This window comes from Alteromonas sp. LOR, assembly GCF_000753865.1.
In the GTDB taxonomy this organism is placed as follows: domain Bacteria; phylum Pseudomonadota; class Gammaproteobacteria; order Enterobacterales; family Alteromonadaceae; genus Alteromonas.
In genome coordinates, this window is record NZ_JQFW01000050.1 from 21,358 (window position 1) to 39,774 (window position 18,417).

Below are 18,417 nucleotides of genomic sequence, written 5' to 3' on the forward strand. Positions count from 1 at the left end.
CTAAACAATCCTATTCATGTTTTTTAACGCGTTTTCTGAACTAATCACCGGGTTCCAGTTCAAAACACTCTTTGTATGGGAAATATCAACCTGCAAACTTCCTGTAAGCCGCAACACCACATCTTGCTTTCCCGTAATTTTACCCAACAAGCTAAAGCACCATTGTGGGACATACAAGCCCATCCCTCTCTTCCCCTGCGCTCGTGCCATCAACTTTACTAACTTAGCAGTTGATAAATCTTCGCCGTCAGAAACCATAAAGCATTGGTTGCTCGCGTTTGGATGAGTTATACAACACGTGATCAAATGAACTAAGTTTTCAATGGCAACAATTGACCTGCGATTATTCTTAATTCCTGCGAGTGGAAGTGGGAATCCACGCCCTATAAACTTGTACAACGAAGCAAAGTTAGCTTTAACACCTTTGCCATAAATAAGCGGAGGCCTTATTATGACGTATTCCATTCCAACGGTTTCACAGTAGCTTATTAAGGCAGCCTCCGCTTCAGCTTTCGATTGACCGTAAGGATCTTCAGCGTTATACGCAGAATTGTGGGACAACTTTTGTCCGTCCTCGGTGCTTTCGCCTAACGCTTTAACTGAACTAATGTATATGAACCTTTTAGCACCATTATCTTTGGCTAGTTTAGCTAACGCTAAAGTGCCTGATACATTAACCCGCCTATACTCAGCAATTGGATCTTCGACTTCATCTTTCATAATATGTGCTCTTGCAGCACAGTGTATTACTACATCAATTATTGATGCCATTTCTAATTCGGGAGAAGTGTCGCCAAGAGAGAAATTATGAAACTGAACTTGTGTATTATTGCTAGGCTTCTTTCTACCCAGCAAAATCAATTCATGCTCTGTATTTTTTAGCTGCTCAACTAAATGCTGGCCAACAAAACCAGAGTAACCGGTTACTAGCAAATTCATTAATTATTCTCGTATATTTTGAAATGTGCAGTAATTACATCATCAATAGAAAACGTAGTTTCTGCTAATCTTCTGCCCTGCCTGCCCATTTCCGATGTTTTTTCCGGATTCAGAAGTAAATACTCGATAGCAGAGGCCAACTCTGAAATATTTCTTGCTGGAACGAGAACTCCTGTAACGTCAGGCTCTATTGCGTCCCTACACCCTGGAACATCTGTTGTCACAACAGCTCGTCCACAGGCTGCTGCTTCAATTAAACTTTTCGGCAAACCTTCACGATAAGACGGCAAAACCATAATGGTAGAAGAAGAGATTACCTGGGGTATGTCCTTTCTGTAACCGATATGTCTGACGACACCTTCACTTACATAGCTAGTAAGCTCTTCGATACTCATTGAGTTTGGATTCTCAGGATCTAAGTCACCAACTAACACAAAATCCACACTGGGGTGCGCATTCTTCAGCGACTTTACCGCCTCACAAAACTCTATAACTCCCTTATCTTTTAATAAGCGCGCCAGAAACATCACCGAAGGCTTATCTGCTTCAACTGGTGAATAGCGGTACTCAGAAAGGTCTACACCCGACCCCCTGATTAGACGTGCCGAGGAGGGTTGCACAATTTTTAGGTCAATAAAAGTTTGCCTATCTGTTGAATTTTGAAATATAACGGTTGAATTATCGTTATTTAATCCAAACTTATAAAGCCTGGATATAATTTGACGAAGTACCTTTGCTTTTGGACTTTCATCGATGAAAACGTAGCCAAGCCCTGAGATAGAAAATACACGCTTCTTTACACCGCAAATTCTGCTAACTAAGGAACTGTAAACGACTGGCTTTATAGTAACCCCATGGAGAATATCAGGTTTGACCTTCCTGACTACCGAAAAAATCGACCACAACGACTTTATTTCTGATAATAAATGAGTTCCTGAGCGCGACATTTTTATTCTGTGTACACGAATACCTAAGCCTTCTAGTGCATCGCATTTCCCAGTATCCGCACAAGCTAAGTGAACCTCGTATCCCTTTTTCATTGCACTAAGAGCAATTGGTAATCGATGAGAGATAAAAAACCAGTCAACGTTTACTACAAATAAAAGCTTAGTCACCTTCTCTTGACTCCAGCCACTGCTGAAACATCAAAATGTTCCATAAAACTGCTGACCAGTTTCTAACACCTGCTTGATGCTCACGCCATAACCTCTTAAGAGTCATAGTGTTTAAGAACCCTTGCTTCTCTATTTTATCGCTAGATAACAGTGACTCGGCCCACTCTTTCAATGGACCACGAAGCCATACATCTAAAGGCACAGAAAATCCTTTTTTAGGTCGTTCAATAAGAGCTGGGGGCACATGCTTAAATAATACCTGGCGCAATAACCATTTAGCTTTATCTCGCGCCTTATAACTACTTGGTAAACGTAATGCGAATTCGATAATCCTGTGGTCAAGCAAGGGAATTCTTCCTTCGAGAGAATGCCCCATCGCACACCTATCTACTTTGCAAAGTATGTCATCGGGGAGATAGGTGGTCATATCGACTGTTGACATAAGTTCATTTAAACTATCGTAATCACATTCTGAATCGCTGATGCTCAATTGTGAAAACCCATCGTCTTCACCAATGACTAGACTTCCAACATCGCGATAGCTAGACATTAAGAAGTCTCTGTAGAAATTCATAAACTCTTTATGGTCGAGTAGTGTTAGAGCTTTATGTACTTTATCGCCTAACATAGACCCTTTGCTTTTCACGTCACCAATCATATTAAGGGCGTGTATCGGCAAGCATTTAGCTAGTAACTTAATTGCTGATTTATTGAACTCCGATAGACCCGTTATGCGTTTCCATGCATTTAACGTTTGTTGATAACGGCTGTATCCCCAAAATAGCTCATCTCCCCCATCGCCAGACAAGCATACAGTTACATGCTGTTTAGCGAGCTTACTGACCAAAAACATGGGCAGCTGACTTGAATCCGCAAAGGGTTCAGAGAATACATTGGGAATATCATTGACGACGTTTAAGAGATCATTCTCATCGATATACAATTCATGATGCTCCGTTCCTAAATGCTCAGCCACCTCTCTAGCGTACTTAGCCTCATCGTATCGAGGATCCTTAAAACCGATAGAAAAAGTTTTGACAGGAGCGTTGGCTTTAGACTGCATTAGCGCAACAACGCTTGATGAATCGACCCCTCCAGATAAGAATGCTCCCAATGGGACATCAGCCAGCATCTGACCACTTAAACTCTGATTAAAAAGTTTCTCTAGCTCGTTTACTGCTTGTTCATCGTCTTCGAAAGATAATTCAGGCTGCTTTAAAACACCTGCAACACTCCAATAACACTTACTATCTTTGGTCAATTCACTATTAAAAGTAATAAACTCACCGGGCATCACCTTAGACACTTGTTTATAAATTGAACTCGGCGCACATATATAACCCTGACGAACTAGTTGAGAAAGCGCATGGCGGTCAATTTCAAGTGACTCTTTAGCTACCGCTTCAATACAACTTAATTCTGACCCGAAAAGAAGAGATTCTTCGTTAGAAAAATAATAAAGTGGCTTTTCGCCAACCCTATCTCTAGCCAATGTCAACGTTCTTTTTTGCCCATCCCACAATGCAAAAGCAAACATACCTACCGCTTTACTCAAGGTTTCTTGAATACCGAAACTGGCTATGTACTCCAATAGAATTTCGGTATCAGAGTGCCCTTTCCAGTCGACTATTCTTAACTTCTCTATATCTTCTTTTAACTCTGAAAAATTATAAATTTCACCGTTGAAAGCAATATGATATCTCTCATCATGCGACCTCATGGGCTGATGACCTGCATGCGAGATATCTATGATTGAAAGACGACGGTGACCTAGACCAATTCCGTTTTGCGGATCACACCAAGTACCAAAATCATCTGGACCACGACGATAAATAGGAGCAATCATCTCCGTTACACTCTCTTCTGTCACCATATTTTGTTTAAACGGTGAATACAGCCCAGCAAAACCACACATCTATTTGGCTACCTCTTCGTATAACTTTTCATATTCGGCTCGAACTCTTTCTACGCCAAACCATTCCATTGCGCGCTTTCGATTCGCCTCGCCCATCTCAACAAGTTTGGGCGACGGCGTTTTTAACATTGCTTCCATTAAGTCTGCTAATCTATCAGAATCATTAGGTTTATAAAGCATAGCGTCGTTGTTTAGGATACGGCGAGCGTCGCCTACATCGCTAGCGATGCAAGGTAAAGCCTCTAACATAGCCTCGACTAGGCTGTTAGGGGAGCCCTCGCTGAGTGATGATAAAACGTAACAAGAGTATTTATATAAAGTCCTCCTTGGCGATTCAACCTCTCCCAAAAAGTTAAAATGATTTTTAAAATCTGTAGCGGTAATGGTCTTACTCAAAGCAGCTTCAACATCTCTACCTATAAAAGTAAAGGTAATGCATTTTCTTTCATCTTCCGATAACTTTTCAAGAAGTTTTATCGCTGAAATCGCAAAATTCTGCTGCCCTTTAATAGGTGCATATCTGCCAATATGGACAAAATTAAAAGAGTCCAATTTTGAAGGTCGCTCGCTGGACAATTTATCTATCGAAAATCCATTCCCAATAACCCTAATTCGTGATGGATAAAATATGCGCTGATGGGATTCTTTACCAGCATGAGAGTTGCTGACAATTGGGAAGCTGCCAAAATGCCCCATTATCGCCGAAATCCTGGCTAAAGCACCAGTAACGCCCTTAGGAATCTCGGTTCTACGAATAGACCAGATTAGAGGAACTGAAGTTAATAACGATAGAATCCAACCTGCTGCATTTGCGTGATACATCCAGCATTGGATTACGACTTTGTCCTCTTCCATGAGAGATTTTAGTAACCTACGAAGCTCAATTAGAGCATGAATGAATGATACCCCTGTAAAATCAAAGAAATAAACAGGCAGTCCTTTTTTCTCCAATCGATCAGATAGTTTACTTCGCTCTTTCTTCATAGATACAACTAAATGTGTACATTCACTATTAGCATTATCGGCAACAATTTGCTCGAATTGATTCTCAGCACCACCTTGATGTAGCGCACTAAATATATGAACGATAATCACTTACGAAATTCCTAATTATGTGTAAATATTTAATATATTGAATGGTTTAGAAAAATAGAACTACTCATCTATGTCAGTGCGAGGCAATCTTTTTTTAGAATTGCAAAGAGCAAAGACAAGATAGAATGGCATTATCAAAGCAAAAAAGTTAATTTTAGATAGCAATAGGATTAAAACTAACGAAATCGATGCTCGACCTTTATAGATAGCGATTAGAGATATTGAGAATACAAATAGAAGAGATGGAAAAAGCCCCATGTAATAAATGAGCGTAAAGAAAAGCCCTGAGTCATTGACAGCTCCGCTCGAACTGAAGTTAAATGGTGTAGAGCTAAACCCTCCAACTCCGTGAAAGAATCCACTCACACTTGAAGCGTTTTCAATCGTCGCTCGTATGAATTCCTCTCTGAAGCTCATCCCGTGCGAGGAGCCAAAAGAACTACTCACAAAAAAACGCCAATATAAATATGGAAGCGAAAAAACACCAAAAACAAGGGCAAGTAGAGCTTTAACCTTAATTTTGACTGGTGTAATTGCCAAAATAATCACTGCAAAAATTGCCCCGAAGGTACTAAGCGTGAGAGCTAGACTAAGTAATGCTAGATATGCGATCTTTTTTCTTAGTTTACTTGTAAGGTATCGCATTGATAACGCAACAGCAGGCGCTACAAACGTAACATAGGTACCTGGTTCATTGAACAAACCGGATGCTCTCATCATTTTATTGATAATTGGGAGTTTAAAAGTACCGCCGAAATTGCGTGATTCGAGCCCAATTGCCCCTAGGTAATCAATGTGGATACTGAAGAAAAAATATGCAACAAACTGAATGTAAAAAAATGTTATGTGGCAACATAAAAATATAAAAATAACTCTTCCGACATTGACCTGCGTAACTAAAGAGGACGCGACACCAGCAGACAATATAAGTAAAAGGAATGCCAATAGCCTTTTCCAATCAGCGTCAAGAACGAAAAAGGCACTAAAAAGCGCAGTTACTATAAATAAACCAACGTAAATAAGGATTACAGTAAAGTCTTCTACATAAGGACGTTTGTTGAAAATAAATAAACAAAACGTAGCTAACAACAGACCAAACAAACTAGCAATCTGTAATGAGAAAAAATAGACTGAAGTGAGAGAAAGAAAAATAAAAGAAAGACTGAATAAAAGGTCTTTCGATATATTACCTTTCATCTAAAAAGCCTTTGATTAAGCCAACAGGTTTGCTAATCAAGAACAGTACCTTTAATAAGACTCCGTCAAAATCACTAGTCGTCATTTTTTGGCGAGCAATATAGTTGTATCGGTTCATACTAGAGAGCTTTCGCAGAGTATATGGAATATTATAGATAGCGTATTTAGCATAAGAGTTAACTATTCCTTTTAAATTAAACGCTTTATTTTTTGGATAACTCAAAATCATACTTTTATTATTACTGTAAGATTCAGGGTTATAGGTATCGTACACTCGAACTACTAAATTACTGAATATATAGTCATAACTTTCAGATATTCGCGCCCACAAAAAACCGTTAGTAAAGCCTGGCTTCATATGTACAAAATGTTCTCGAATCAACTGCGTTTTTGTAAACTGGAGTAGCTCACAATACTCTTTGAGTTTAAAACGAATATCACCCTCATTGGCTTTGAAAGCCTCTTCCGAAAATTTTTTACCTATTAATTTTCCTTTTTCATCTACACATCGTCCACAAACACCGGCAATACTGGGATTTTCCAGTATAGAGAAATTTTTTATGATATTTGACACTCCACTAAGAGCATTAGGTGTCAGCTCGTCGTCTTGATCTAAAATACAAACAAAATCTCCCTCTGCTATTAATGAACCTTGATAGACGCTTTTCGAGCAGAAGTAGTTTTCCGTGAGAAATACTGATTTTACAGTAAAAGGAGCTTGGTTCTGAATCTCTTTTATGAGCTTTACGGTTTCTCCACCATCAGGCGAACAATCGTCAACCAAAATCCACTCAAAATCTTTTACAGATGATTGTAGAAGACTTTTGTATGCATTCATCAAAGTGCGACCACTTTTGTAGCAGGGAGTAATTATTGAAAACTGCATGTTTAGTCCTGTATCAACCTATCAACTTTTTTGAGAAAAACGAAATTAAATAATAACGCGGCTAACGCCGATATTGATATTAAGAGAAAGTTGTAAAACCTAGAGTCAATGTTATTGAAAAGCATTGATGAAGTGATTAGCACCAACAAGGGCACAACAGAATAGACAATAACTCTAAACATCCAGCTATAAGTTATTTTTTTCAATAACCTATAATGGGTAAATGTTACGTAGCCCGTTAAATAGAAAAAATTTACTACTAACCAAGCCCAAGCAGCCCCTAAAGCACCAAAGTAAACTGCTGATAAAAGTATACTTGGCACTCCTATCGTTAATAGGAGTCCACTCCCTATCAGATGAAGCTTCAAGTTTCCTATTGCCGTTTGTAGAAGGCTCGCAAACGAAGAAAATATCAAAAAGAAATTGCCAATCGCGTAAATACTCATAATTTCGCTCGTGTTTTTTACAACTTCTTGGTCGCCTGTCCAAGCAAAAAGTATCTCTTCAGGAAAGACAGCTAAAGAAAGCGCTGCAGTTCCGGAGACAAGCGCAGTTATTTTTGTCGTTTGGGTATACAGCTGAGTCAACTCGGCGTTCAAACCTCTGGCGTGATAACTAGTAAGCCTCGGTAGGACTGCAGCAGTAATAGGAGAATTAAGAATTATAATAGCATTGGCAACCATCACTGCTAGTGAGAAAAACCCATACTCTGCCAACTCAAGCATTCCAGACAAAATCAATTTATCTGTCTGCGTAACAAAAACCCATACCGAAGAGGTAAATGCAACTGACAGTGAAAAGCCCAACCGCAGTTTTAGTGGACTGAAATCAATCTTTAGTAAGGTAGCGTTTTTCGGTTTATTAGGGATTAGTTTCTTATTGCAAAATGCTAGGCAAATTAACTCCAAAAAGCCGACGACCAATTGATGAAAAAAGAATACCTCTATTTTAAAGCCGAAGAACCCAAATGAACCGAATACTCCGATAAATCTTAAAGAGTTAAAAGTTATATTTACTAGGGCTAGCGAAACAAATTTTTCATTGCCGATCAGTATTCCCCGCAGTAATCCAGACAGCCAACGAAAAACTACAACACCTCCCATTATCTGAATTGAGTTGGAAACTACTTCCGTACTAAGTAATTCCAACTCAAACCAATCGCGCGATATGAAAGCCGAAAGAAGGTAAATTGAGAGATAGCCAATCAAACCAATTATAAAAAACACAAAAGCAAGTGATTTCAGCAGGCTGTAATATTCACTTTGCTTCAACGCTCCACTCTTGTAACGGGTTGTTTCTCTGCTTATTAATGGCGATAGACCAAAATCCAAGAGCGCGAACCACACTTGCATCATCGCAAAAAAGCCGATTAAGCCATAAGATTCGGCACCAAGATATTTTAAGTAGAGAGGGAAAAATAAAATAGAAACTAATGTTGAATAAATTTGTGACGTATAGTTCGCAACAACATTTTTTTTCAGAGAATTACTGCTTGGCATTGGAGTCCGTCAAATCATTTTGAGAGTGGTGTAGCTTTACTTCTAAATCAATAAGTTGCTTTTTTCTAACCTTAATTAATTTCAGAGGATTACCAGCGTATATACTATAAGCCTCGCAGCTTTTACTAACTAAACTCAACGCGCCTATCGCTACTCCCTCACCTAAAACTACGCCCGGAAGCACAATACTGCCTGAGCCTATAATGGTATGCTTTCCCACCACAACCGAGTCTGTTGTCACATTGGTATATTCTTCAGGCACCATTGGGTTTGTCATAAACTCGCCTGAATAGTCATCGTTACTAGAATATATCGAAACTCTTGATGATATGTTGCAGAAATCACTAAGCGCTATTTTCCCTCCACCTATAAGAGAGGTGTACACTGCGATATGAATATAGCTACCTATCTCTATTCCACCTTTTCCGGCAGAGAGAACGCAGAAATCATCAATCCTAACATTGCTACCAATCGAGATTCGTTCAATACCGTAGAAGCTCGCCTTTTTCGAAATTCGTATATTTTCACCTAACTTAGCGAAACCTAGTTCCCGAAGCTCCTTTTCAGAATAAATACTCATGATAAAGATACTTTAATGGTGTCACAGACGTAGGTAACCTCTGCTTCAGTTAAATAAAAATGAAGTGGTAAACAAAGAACGCGTTTAGAAATAGATTCAGATATAGGCATCTCTACATCAGGTTTATAAATAGTATTCAATGATGGGGAAAAATAATCGCGGCATTGGATCCCATTCTTTATTAAGGTCTGTTTTACCTTTTCCTTCTCAGCGCTATCTTTCAATAAGATAGGCATATATGCCCCATTATAATTGCTTTTAGAGTGCCAAGAAGGCATTCCCACGAAATTACCAAGTGCTTTCATGTAGAGAGAAAATAAGTGGCTCCTATGCTCTACGATTTGCTCAATCTTTTCAAAAACGGTTAGGCCGACAGCACACTGGTATTCATTTAGCTTAGCGTTTATTCCTGCGTCAGTAAGCTCACCGTTACTCTTAATACCAAAATTAATCAACTCTTTAGCTTTTAAGTAGTCGGCGCTATCACGAAAAATGATTGCGCCTCCTTCAACGGTGTGAAAAAGTTTAGTGGCATGGAAGCTCAGTGTACTTGCATCACCGTAGGATAAGACTGAACGCTCCAAACACTTTATGCCAAATGCATGCGCAGCATCGTAAATTACTTTTGTATTGGTAGATTTACCTATCGATGATAATTTACGAACGTCGCAGGGATTCCCATATACATGGGTTGCTACAATGCCGTCAAAGTTTCCGCCTTGCGCAATTGTTGCTTCAAGAGAAGTAGGGCAGATATTCAATGATTCCGCGTCGATGTCAGAATAAGAGACATCGACTCCCTGCCATAGTAGAGAAGTTGATGTTGCTGCGAAACTGAACGGCGTGGTTACTGCTTTTTTAACACCTAACACTTTGGCTGCAACCTGAATAGCTAACGTTCCATTAGATACAAGTAAAAGATTAGAGACGCCAAGGTAGCTTTCTAGTTTTGCTGTCAACTCCTCGTGTAGAGGGCCAAAATTCGTATACCAGCCAGAACTATTAACGCGCTCAAGATGCCCTTGAAGCGTTTTAAGACATGGGCTGAAAGGTTTATTGAGTAATACCTTCATGAATGACTTACAATTTCTTTTAAATATTGACCATAAGAGTTTTTCTTCATCAACTCCGCGACTTGCTCAACAGCAGCTTTAGATATCCATCCATTGTTATAAGCAATCTCTTCCAAACACGCTATTTTGAAGCCTTGCCGCTTTTCAACAGTCTCTACAAACTGAGCAGCTTCAAGCAGGCTTTCGTGCGTACCAGTGTCTAGCCAAGCGAAGCCACGCCCCAACATCTCTACATTCAACATACTCTCATCAAGATACATTTCATTTAGGCATGTAATCTCTAATTCCCCCCTTGAGGAGGGTTGTACCTGCTTAGCTTTTTTCACAACAGAGTTATCGTAAAAATACAAACCTGTGACTGCATAATTTGACTTTGGAGCTAGTGGTTTTTCTTCGATTGAGATTACTTTTTGATTGTCATCGAACTCAACAACACCAAATCTTTCTGGATCCTTTACCTGATATCCAAATACCGTAGCGCCATTACCACTAGCTGCATTTACCAACGCGTGCTTCAGCTTAGGAGAAAACCCTTGCCCATAGAATATGTTATCGCCTAAAACCAAGCATACATCATCATCAGCGATAAATTCTTCTCCGATAATAAACGCTTGTGCCAAGCCATCAGGCGACGGCTGACTTTCGTAGGAAAGCTCAATACCGAAAGCACTGCCATCGCCAAGTAAGCGTTTAAACGACCCGGCATCTTGCGGCGTCGTTATGATCATCACTTCCCTGATCCCCGCAAGCATTAGTACTGAAAGTGGATAGTAGATCATAGGCTTGTCATATATAGGCAAAAGTTGCTTAGATACACCCATGGTAATTGGGTAAAGACGAGTCCCCGAACCGCCAGCTAGAATGATCCCTTTCATTATTCGTTTCCACCCATCCGAACTAAGTTGTAACTTCCATCTAAAACTCTCTGCCACCAAGTTCGGTTTTCTAAAAACCACTCGACCGTTTTGCGTAGACCTGTCTCAAAAGTTTCTTCCGGAACCCAGCCTAACTCACGATGAATTTTTGAGGCGTCTATCGCATAGCGTAAATCGTGACCCGGCCGGTCTGCTACAAATGTAATTAGGTCCTGGTAATTAACAATACCCTCTGGCTTCTGTGGTACTAACTCTTCCAAAAGTTTGCATATCTTCTTTACCACATCAATGTTAGCTTTTTCGTTGTGCCCGCCTATGTTGTATGTCTCACCTATTATCCCTTCTTTGGCCACAAGGTAGAGAGCTCTTGCGTGATCCTCTACGTACAACCAGTCACGTACCTGCTCACCGTTACCATACACAGGAAGCTGTTTCCCTTCGATAGCATTTAGAATAACGTGAGGAATCAATTTTTCAGGGAAGTGATATGGGCCATAGTTATTGGAACAGTTTGTCACTAACGTTGGTAGACCATAAGTTCGTTTCCATGCCCGAACTAGATGGTCGCTAGACGCCTTTGAAGCTGAATATGGTGAACTAGGCGCATAAGGTGTAACCTCAGTAAACAACTCTTCAGGGGTTTCAAGATCGCCATATACCTCATCGGTCGAAATATGATGAAACCTAAAACTTTCTTTTTTCGAACCACTCAAACTTTGCCAATACGTTCGAGAAGCCTCTAGCAAATTATAAGTCCCAATAATATTGGTCTTCATAAACTCACCAGGCCCGTCAATCGAGCGGTCTACGTGCGATTCAGCAGCTAAATGCATAACGATATCAGGTTGATGCGTTTCATATACTCTTGCAAGTTCATTTGAATCACAAATATCGACATGTTCAAATTTGTATCTTGGCGACTTCTCACAACCCGGAAGCGACTCTCGGTTACCTGCGTAGGTAAGCTTATCAAGGTTTACTACTTCGTCCTTGGTATTTTGAACTATATGCCTTATAACGGCAGAGCCAATAAAACCAGCACCACCTGTAACCAGAATCTTCATACTATTTTCCCATGAACGCGATATACCAAGGCATTGCTTTGTCAATACCCGCGCCTATATTAAATTTGGGATCATATCCAAGGTTTTGCTTTGCTTTACTGATATCCGCTTGAGAATGTCTTACATCTCCAGCTCTAAAGTCGCGGTATACTGGTTGATTAGCAACATCTATTCCGTTGCTCTGTAACGAAGAAGCAATAGACTTGTATAGATCGTTAAGAGTTGTTCTGTCACCAACTGCAACGTTGTACACTTTGTCTTTTGCGCTTTCATCGGCACACGCCGCCAATATATTCATCTGAACAGTGTTTTCAATAAAACAAAAATCTCTCGACGTCTCACCATCACCATTTACGAAAACATCATCGCCTTCAATCATTGCAGCGGTCCACTTTGGAATAACCGCAGCATACGCACCGTTGGGATCTTGTCGTTTACCAAAGACATTGAAATAACGAAGCCCGATAGATTTGAAACCATAAGTACGAGCAAACACACTGGCATAAAGCTCATTTACATATTTTGTAACAGCATAAGGAGATAACGGATTACCAATATTTTCCTCTACTTTTGGTAACGCGGGGTGGTCACCATATGTCGAGCTGCTGGCTGCGTAAGTGAAGCTCTCTACATTTGCCTCTTTAGAAGCCTGTAACATATTTAAAAAACCAGTAATATTCGCAGCATTTGAAGTAATTGGGTCAGCGATGGAGCGCGGCACAGAACCGAGCGCAGCTTGGTGCAAAACATAATTGACATCATCAACAGCCTGTTGGCACGTATTATACTCTCTTATATCACCGTTGATAAAATTAAAGTTCTCCCATTGCGCCTCGGTCACAGAAGCCTTCACCTCATCGAGGTTCCGCTGATGTCCAGTAGCAAAATTATCAAGACCAACTACCGTTTGACCCATTTTAAGTAACGTTTCAAGAAGATTTGACCCAATAAAACCAGCAACACCAGTCACTAGCCATTTTCTCGGTGAAGATTCGAGTTGCTTACAAAGTTTTTGAAATTCAGACACTACAATATTTCCTTAGATTTTATTCGACTAGAGACGCATATCAACAGATGATTTATCAAGCACGTATTTTAAGTCGTACAAAACATGTGATGCTTTACCTAGTTTACGGATAGAATCTGCACCTAAATCTTTAAATTCTTGATGCCCTACAGCCAAAACAATCCCGTCATATTGGCCTTGTTCGGCACTTTTCATTGTCGACACACCGTATTCATGTTGTGCTTCTTCACTTGAACACCAAGGATCTACGATATCGACCGTGATGTTGTACTCTCTTAGTTCGTTCACAATATCAATAACTTTAGTGTTTCTTAGGTCTGGGCAGTTTTCTTTAAATGTTAAGCCCATTATCAGTACCTTCGCACCATCAATCTGAATACGCTTTTTCATCATCTGTTTAACAAGCTGTGAAACAACGTATGCCCCCATACCATCATTTATACGCCGACCAGCCAAAATCATATCTGGGTGGTAACCTTCAGCTTGAGCCTTATGGGTAAGGTAGTAGGGGTCGACCCCTATACAATGCCCACCAACTAAACCAGGTCTAAATGGTAAAAAATTCCATTTGGTTCCTGCTGCCTCTAGCACTTCTAGCGTATCTATTCCTAGTTTATTGAAAATAATGGAAAGCTCATTGATAAGTGCAATATTCACATCACGTTGCGTGTTTTCGATGACTTTTGCGGCTTCAGCAACGCGTATTGAAGAAGCTTTATGCGTTCCAGCGGTAATAATTGACTTGTACAATGCGTCGACAAAGTCAGCCACTTCTGGGGTAGACCCCGACGTTACCTTGAGGATGTTAGTTACCCTGTGCTCTTTGTCACCGGGATTTATTCTCTCAGGTGAATATCCAGCGAAGAAATCTTCGTTATATTTTAGCCCAGAAACACGCTCAACCACAGGAATGCAATCTTCCTCAGTGGCCCCCGGATATACCGTAGACTCATAGATTATGGTATCGCCTTTTTTTATTACTGAGCCGAGCATTTCACTAACTTTAATTAGTGGTGTTAGGTCAGGCTGCTTGTATCTATCAATCGGTGTTGGCACGGTAACAATAAAAACATTACAGGATGAAAGAGTTAATTCATCGCTAGAGTAGCTTAACGATATCGCTTCAGCTAATTCAGACTCACTAACTTCGAGAGTTGAGTCTGAGCCAGAAGAGAGTTCTTTGACTCGTAATTGGTTTATATCAAAACCAACTACATCGAATTTTTTGCTGAACTCTACAGCTAGAGGTAAACCAACATAACCCAAGCCTAAGACGGCGATTTTCGTATTCGATATTTCCATTATTTTCTACTCTTCTTTACTTGATCTCTGACTATCAAGACTAAACATGAAACTAAAAACGCTGAAGTAACCAATAGTAAGCAAATTAACGCTCTTTTAGGACCTGACTTTTTTTCCGGAACAACAGCAGGATCTATGACCTTAAAAACATATTCATCACGAACATTTGCCAACATTTTAGTTTGCTGTTGCTTCTCTATTAATTGATAAAATACCTGCTGCATATCTGCAACGTTGGTTTCTTCTAATGTGCTGGTTAAATATTCTATACTTCTTTCTGCTTCCAAAATGTCTAATTGACGCATTTTGGCGTTAAGCGCTTCGATAAGATCTTTAACGATTTGATGTGCAACGTAGGGCGAATAATGAGTAATAGAAACCCTCACAAAACCTGTTTCCTTGTCCTTGCTTATGCTCAGCAATTCTTCAACGAACTTCTTGTGAACTTCTTGTGTACTGGGTTCTGGAAGGTAGGGAAAATTTACTTTCCTCACCCATCGTTCAGCATCTTTATCATATATATCTGAATCGAAGCTCAATTTATTAGAACCGCTATTCCAACCTTGAACAGCAATAATTTCAGGTTTGAGGTTCTCACTTTGAACAAACTCTCCAATGAACGCCTTACTTCTGAGCAATTCGAGAGCGATAGTGATCTTGTCGCTTTTTCCCTCAGACAAGTTAACACCCGCCAAAGAAGCTAATCCTCCGAGTTGTCCGGCTAATGCACTTAAGCCACCACCATTGGCATCTTCAGCAGGTGCTAATAAAACTTCGCTTTTGTATTCGTTTGGTAATCCAAGAGAATAAAGCATGCCTACGAAACCTGCGATGACTGAAGCTACTATAACGAGCCATTTCCCCCTCCATACAGACATAAATAGCTCTGTTATATCTATATCGCCTTCACCTTCTCTCGTTTTTTTTAACGAATCGCCAGTCATATTCTTTAACTTCCTATCCTACAAACCATTAATAGCCGCTACCGCAATGGCAGAGTTATAAAGAATACCCGTCGCCGTGCTCCACAAACTGAGAGTGTCGCGATATTCAGTATCTAAAGGAACTACTATAGTATCCCCAGGGGCTAATCTGCTTTCTAAGGAATACCAATTGAACGCACTAGGCTTATAAACAGAACCGTTTGCTCTTACAACGTAAACGCGGTCATCGTCTGCTCTAATTTTTAGGCCACCAGACCGAGATATGTAATCGCTTACGTCAACACTAGGGTCGTATATGTGAGAGGTGGGGTATTGTACTTCGCCTAATACAGTTACCGATTGTGAAATTTTTGGAATGTAAAGCGCGTCACCTTGATTTAAAGAAAGATCAAATTTCTCATTGCCTGCCAACAAAGCCGGTAAATCTATTACTAACCTTCCCACGGCGCTTGTCGTTTTTAATCTATCTTTTAATCTCTCTGCCTCTGAAGCACTTACCTGCTGCACATCATCGCTTTTGTCTATACTCAAGGACGCAATTTCAGATTCTAGCTCTTTGGATAGACGGTCTATTTGCTCCTGTTCACGCACTTTCAATGCTTCACGAGTAAAAATTGCACCACTAGCATAAGCAAGTTCCGTTAACCCTCCAGCACGGTGAATTACAGATGACAGGGTCTCGCCCTCTTGCAATACATAAGTGCCTGGAAATTTTACTTCTCCAGCAAGCTTAATAGTTCTGCGCTCGCGCCATTCTGGAATACGTTTTATTAGTAACGTGTCGAGAGGCTTTAGAATAAGCTTTTCATCTAACGACACGGTTTGATGCATTAGAGCTGCATTAGAAGTTCCATTAGTCTCAAAACGTGTTAATTCCGCATCAAGCATATAGCTAGATTCATTTAGGCCGCCGGCTAAATCGACTAACATTTGTTTTGTCATACCCTCAACGTAAGGATATACGCCTGGAAATCTTACATCACCGCTTACGGTTACTAATTGCTGTGTAAACCCTTTTGTAGATTGCAGACCGAGTTCTTCTATCAGCTCGCTTATTAATTCATCTCTAGGTTCGTCTTTTGTGAATACATAAAGGCGATCTAGAGGTTGAAGTGCATCGGTTGTTGCTTCATTTAAATTGATGTACTTCAGCTCAGTTTTAAACGTGTCGGCATTTAAACGCGCTAACAAAACAAAGTTAAGCTCGGCTTCTTGGGTGTAGCCCATAGCGGCACGAAGCGCATTACTAGCTGTTGCTTGCTCACTCAACGGATACTGACCAGGGTTTCTTACCGCACCAAACACAGATACCACGCTTGGTGGTTCGGCCAGGTTAGTTTGCTTTTTAAGCTGTGATATAACAGGCGCTATGCTGGTTGCTCTTTCTGGTTCGCGATTAAACACATAAATAGTGTCTTTAGGTGTAAGCGCTATGTTTGCAGACTTATCGTTGTCTTTAAGGTAGTCGCTATAATTCACATCTAGTGCTGTGATAGCACCCGTTAGGGGGTCTTCGCGAGTAACAAGAATATAGTTTAAATCGGGCTGCGCTTTGAAGTCGTGGATATTGCGAAGCACATCATTTAAACGCATACCATCGCGCCAGCCGTATACACCCGGTCTCGCCACATGGCCTGCTAGTGTTACGCTGTTTTCAAGTGCATCTAAGGATGAACTTACTTCAATAACATCGCCATTTTGAATTGAGTTTTGAGATGCCTTAGTAAGGTTAACATTAACTACTTCACGTAGGCCCTGTTTAGTAATCCGTTGTAATCTCACAATATTGCTATAGGCGTTGGGTAATAATCCGCCCGCCAGTTTAATGGCATCTCGAACGGTTTGTTCTGAATCTAATTCATATATGGCTGGTCTTGGTACGGCACCTTTAACCGACACGCTGCTACCCTTGGTAGGAATAAACACCACATCACCTGCCATTAGGCTAACGTCGCCACTGGTGTCGCCTTTCAGTAGTAAATCGTATAAGTCTAATGCTGCAACCGTCTTTCCGTTACGTTTAACTTCAATGTTTCGTAACGAACCTATTTCGTTAATACCGCCGGCAGCAAATAGTGCTTGAGTAACAGTAGATAACGAACTGATGGTATAAGATGCAGGCTTGTACGCTTCGCCTAGTACAAACACTCTAATAGAGCGCAGCTCGCCCATGGTGACATTACTGCGAACACCAATTATGCGATTGCTTATTTCTGCACTTAGTTCTTCTCGAACCTTCGCAAAAGTTTGGCCTACCACTGAGTAGGGGCCTAATTTAGGTATTTCAATGTCGCCTTGGCGATTTACGGTTAACGAGTAATCTTGTGATTCTTTCCCATATATTTGTACGCGCAGAGTGTCGCCGGGGCCTAGTACGTATTCACTTGGTACAGGCACATCGGAAACAGGGGCAAACGTACTGGGTTCGCCGGCGAATAGCTCATAGCCAAATGGCTTAAGTTTGTTATCGCTATCTTTTAGTGAAAAGTCGGTATAAGTAGGTTCGTCTTCCGCTTTTTCGCTCTGCTCGTTTGGCGAAGACATCAAGTTTTCATTGATGTCTTCAGAGGGCTCTGAAGAGGTTGAGTTTTGTGAGCGCTGCTGCGAGCTGTTTGCAGAATTACGCTGCCCAACTAATTCATTCAGTGTGGGAGATGGTTCTGCAGTGCTTCCACTGTTGCCCTGAGTGATTGCACTTAAATCGACACCGTATTGCCGTGCCAAAGACTCCTGCTGAGCCTTCGGTAACTTGCTAAACATCTCGATTTGTTCTGCGGTGGGGGTGGCGGCGGAGAGTTGCGAGGCCATTGTCATTGATACTAATGATGCAATGATTAAACACATTTTCTTCACATCGATTCCCTTAATTATGCGTGATTGTGCCACTAATAGATTCCAGATAACTG

15 protein-coding genes are annotated in these 18,417 nt (G+C 40.6%); all 15 read right to left on the reverse strand.

Going from position 1 to position 18,417, the window contains the following annotated elements; genetic code table 11:
• Genes JV36_RS0114780 through JV36_RS0114850 form a run of 15 tightly spaced genes read right to left on the reverse strand, consistent with a single transcriptional unit; the run spans window position 1 to window position 18,355 of the window.
• Window positions 1-939: an NAD-dependent epimerase/dehydratase family protein gene (locus JV36_RS0114780; protein ID WP_032094864.1), complete on the reverse strand. Its 939-nt coding sequence runs from the start codon at window positions 937-939 to the stop codon at window positions 1-3.
• Window positions 939-2,054 (reverse strand): glycosyltransferase family 4 protein, encoded by a 1,116-nt coding sequence (locus tag JV36_RS0114785; RefSeq protein WP_032094865.1) that lies wholly within the window; start codon window positions 2,052-2,054, stop codon window positions 939-941. Before JV36_RS0114785 ends, JV36_RS0114780 begins: the two co-directional genes overlap by 1 nt.
• A complete protein-coding gene (asnB, locus tag JV36_RS0114790) occupies window positions 2,047-3,969 on the reverse strand; it encodes an asparagine synthase (glutamine-hydrolyzing) (protein WP_032094866.1) in 1,923 nt (640 codons plus the stop codon). Before asnB ends, JV36_RS0114785 begins: the two co-directional genes overlap by 8 nt.
• Window positions 3,970-5,064 (reverse strand): glycosyltransferase, encoded by a 1,095-nt coding sequence (locus JV36_RS0114795; RefSeq protein ID WP_032094867.1) that lies wholly within the window; start codon window positions 5,062-5,064, stop codon window positions 3,970-3,972.
• Window positions 5,065-5,124: 60 nt separating this feature from the next.
• On the reverse strand, window positions 5,125-6,261 hold the full coding sequence (locus JV36_RS0114800; RefSeq protein WP_032094868.1) for a hypothetical protein: 1,137 nt from the start codon (window positions 6,259-6,261) through the stop codon (window positions 5,125-5,127).
• Window positions 6,251-7,147, reverse strand: coding sequence for a glycosyltransferase family 2 protein (locus tag JV36_RS0114805; RefSeq protein ID WP_032094869.1), 897 nt, complete (start codon window positions 7,145-7,147; stop codon window positions 6,251-6,253). The genes JV36_RS0114800 and JV36_RS0114805 overlap by 11 nt, the downstream gene beginning before the upstream one ends.
• 2 nt (window positions 7,148-7,149) lie before the next feature.
• A complete protein-coding gene (locus JV36_RS0114810; RefSeq protein ID WP_032094870.1) occupies window positions 7,150-8,646 on the reverse strand; it encodes an oligosaccharide flippase family protein in 1,497 nt (498 codons plus the stop codon).
• The gene (locus JV36_RS0114815; RefSeq protein WP_032094871.1) at window positions 8,633-9,226 is read right to left on the reverse strand and encodes an acyltransferase; all 594 of its coding nucleotides are present in this window, start codon (window positions 9,224-9,226) and stop codon (window positions 8,633-8,635) included. Before JV36_RS0114815 ends, JV36_RS0114810 begins: the two co-directional genes overlap by 14 nt.
• The gene (locus JV36_RS0114820; protein ID WP_032094872.1) at window positions 9,223-10,299 is read right to left on the reverse strand and encodes a DegT/DnrJ/EryC1/StrS aminotransferase family protein; all 1,077 of its coding nucleotides are present in this window, start codon (window positions 10,297-10,299) and stop codon (window positions 9,223-9,225) included. Before JV36_RS0114820 ends, JV36_RS0114815 begins: the two co-directional genes overlap by 4 nt.
• Window positions 10,296-11,174: a glucose-1-phosphate thymidylyltransferase RfbA gene (gene rfbA, locus JV36_RS0114825; RefSeq protein ID WP_032094873.1), complete on the reverse strand. Its 879-nt coding sequence runs from the start codon at window positions 11,172-11,174 to the stop codon at window positions 10,296-10,298. Before rfbA ends, JV36_RS0114820 begins: the two co-directional genes overlap by 4 nt.
• Window positions 11,174-12,238, reverse strand: a complete 1,065-nt coding sequence (gene rfbB / locus JV36_RS0114830) for a dTDP-glucose 4,6-dehydratase (RefSeq protein WP_032094874.1) — start codon at window positions 12,236-12,238, stop codon at window positions 11,174-11,176. Before rfbB ends, rfbA begins: the two co-directional genes overlap by 1 nt.
• A gap of 1 nt (window position 12,239) precedes the next feature.
• Window positions 12,240-13,265, reverse strand: a complete 1,026-nt coding sequence (locus tag JV36_RS0114835; RefSeq protein ID WP_032094875.1) for an NAD-dependent epimerase/dehydratase family protein — start codon at window positions 13,263-13,265, stop codon at window positions 12,240-12,242.
• A gap of 27 nt (window positions 13,266-13,292) precedes the next feature.
• The gene (tviB, locus tag JV36_RS0114840) at window positions 13,293-14,567 is read right to left on the reverse strand and encodes a Vi polysaccharide biosynthesis UDP-N-acetylglucosamine C-6 dehydrogenase TviB (RefSeq protein WP_032094876.1); all 1,275 of its coding nucleotides are present in this window, start codon (window positions 14,565-14,567) and stop codon (window positions 13,293-13,295) included.
• Entirely contained in the window at window positions 14,567-15,511 is a 945-nt protein-coding gene (locus tag JV36_RS0114845; RefSeq protein ID WP_032094877.1) for a Wzz/FepE/Etk N-terminal domain-containing protein, read from the reverse strand. The genes tviB and JV36_RS0114845 overlap by 1 nt, the downstream gene beginning before the upstream one ends.
• Before the next feature lie 18 nt (window positions 15,512-15,529).
• On the reverse strand, window positions 15,530-18,355 hold the full coding sequence (locus JV36_RS0114850) for an SLBB domain-containing protein (RefSeq protein WP_032094985.1): 2,826 nt from the start codon (window positions 18,353-18,355) through the stop codon (window positions 15,530-15,532).
• Window positions 18,356-18,417 lie beyond the last annotated feature (62 nt).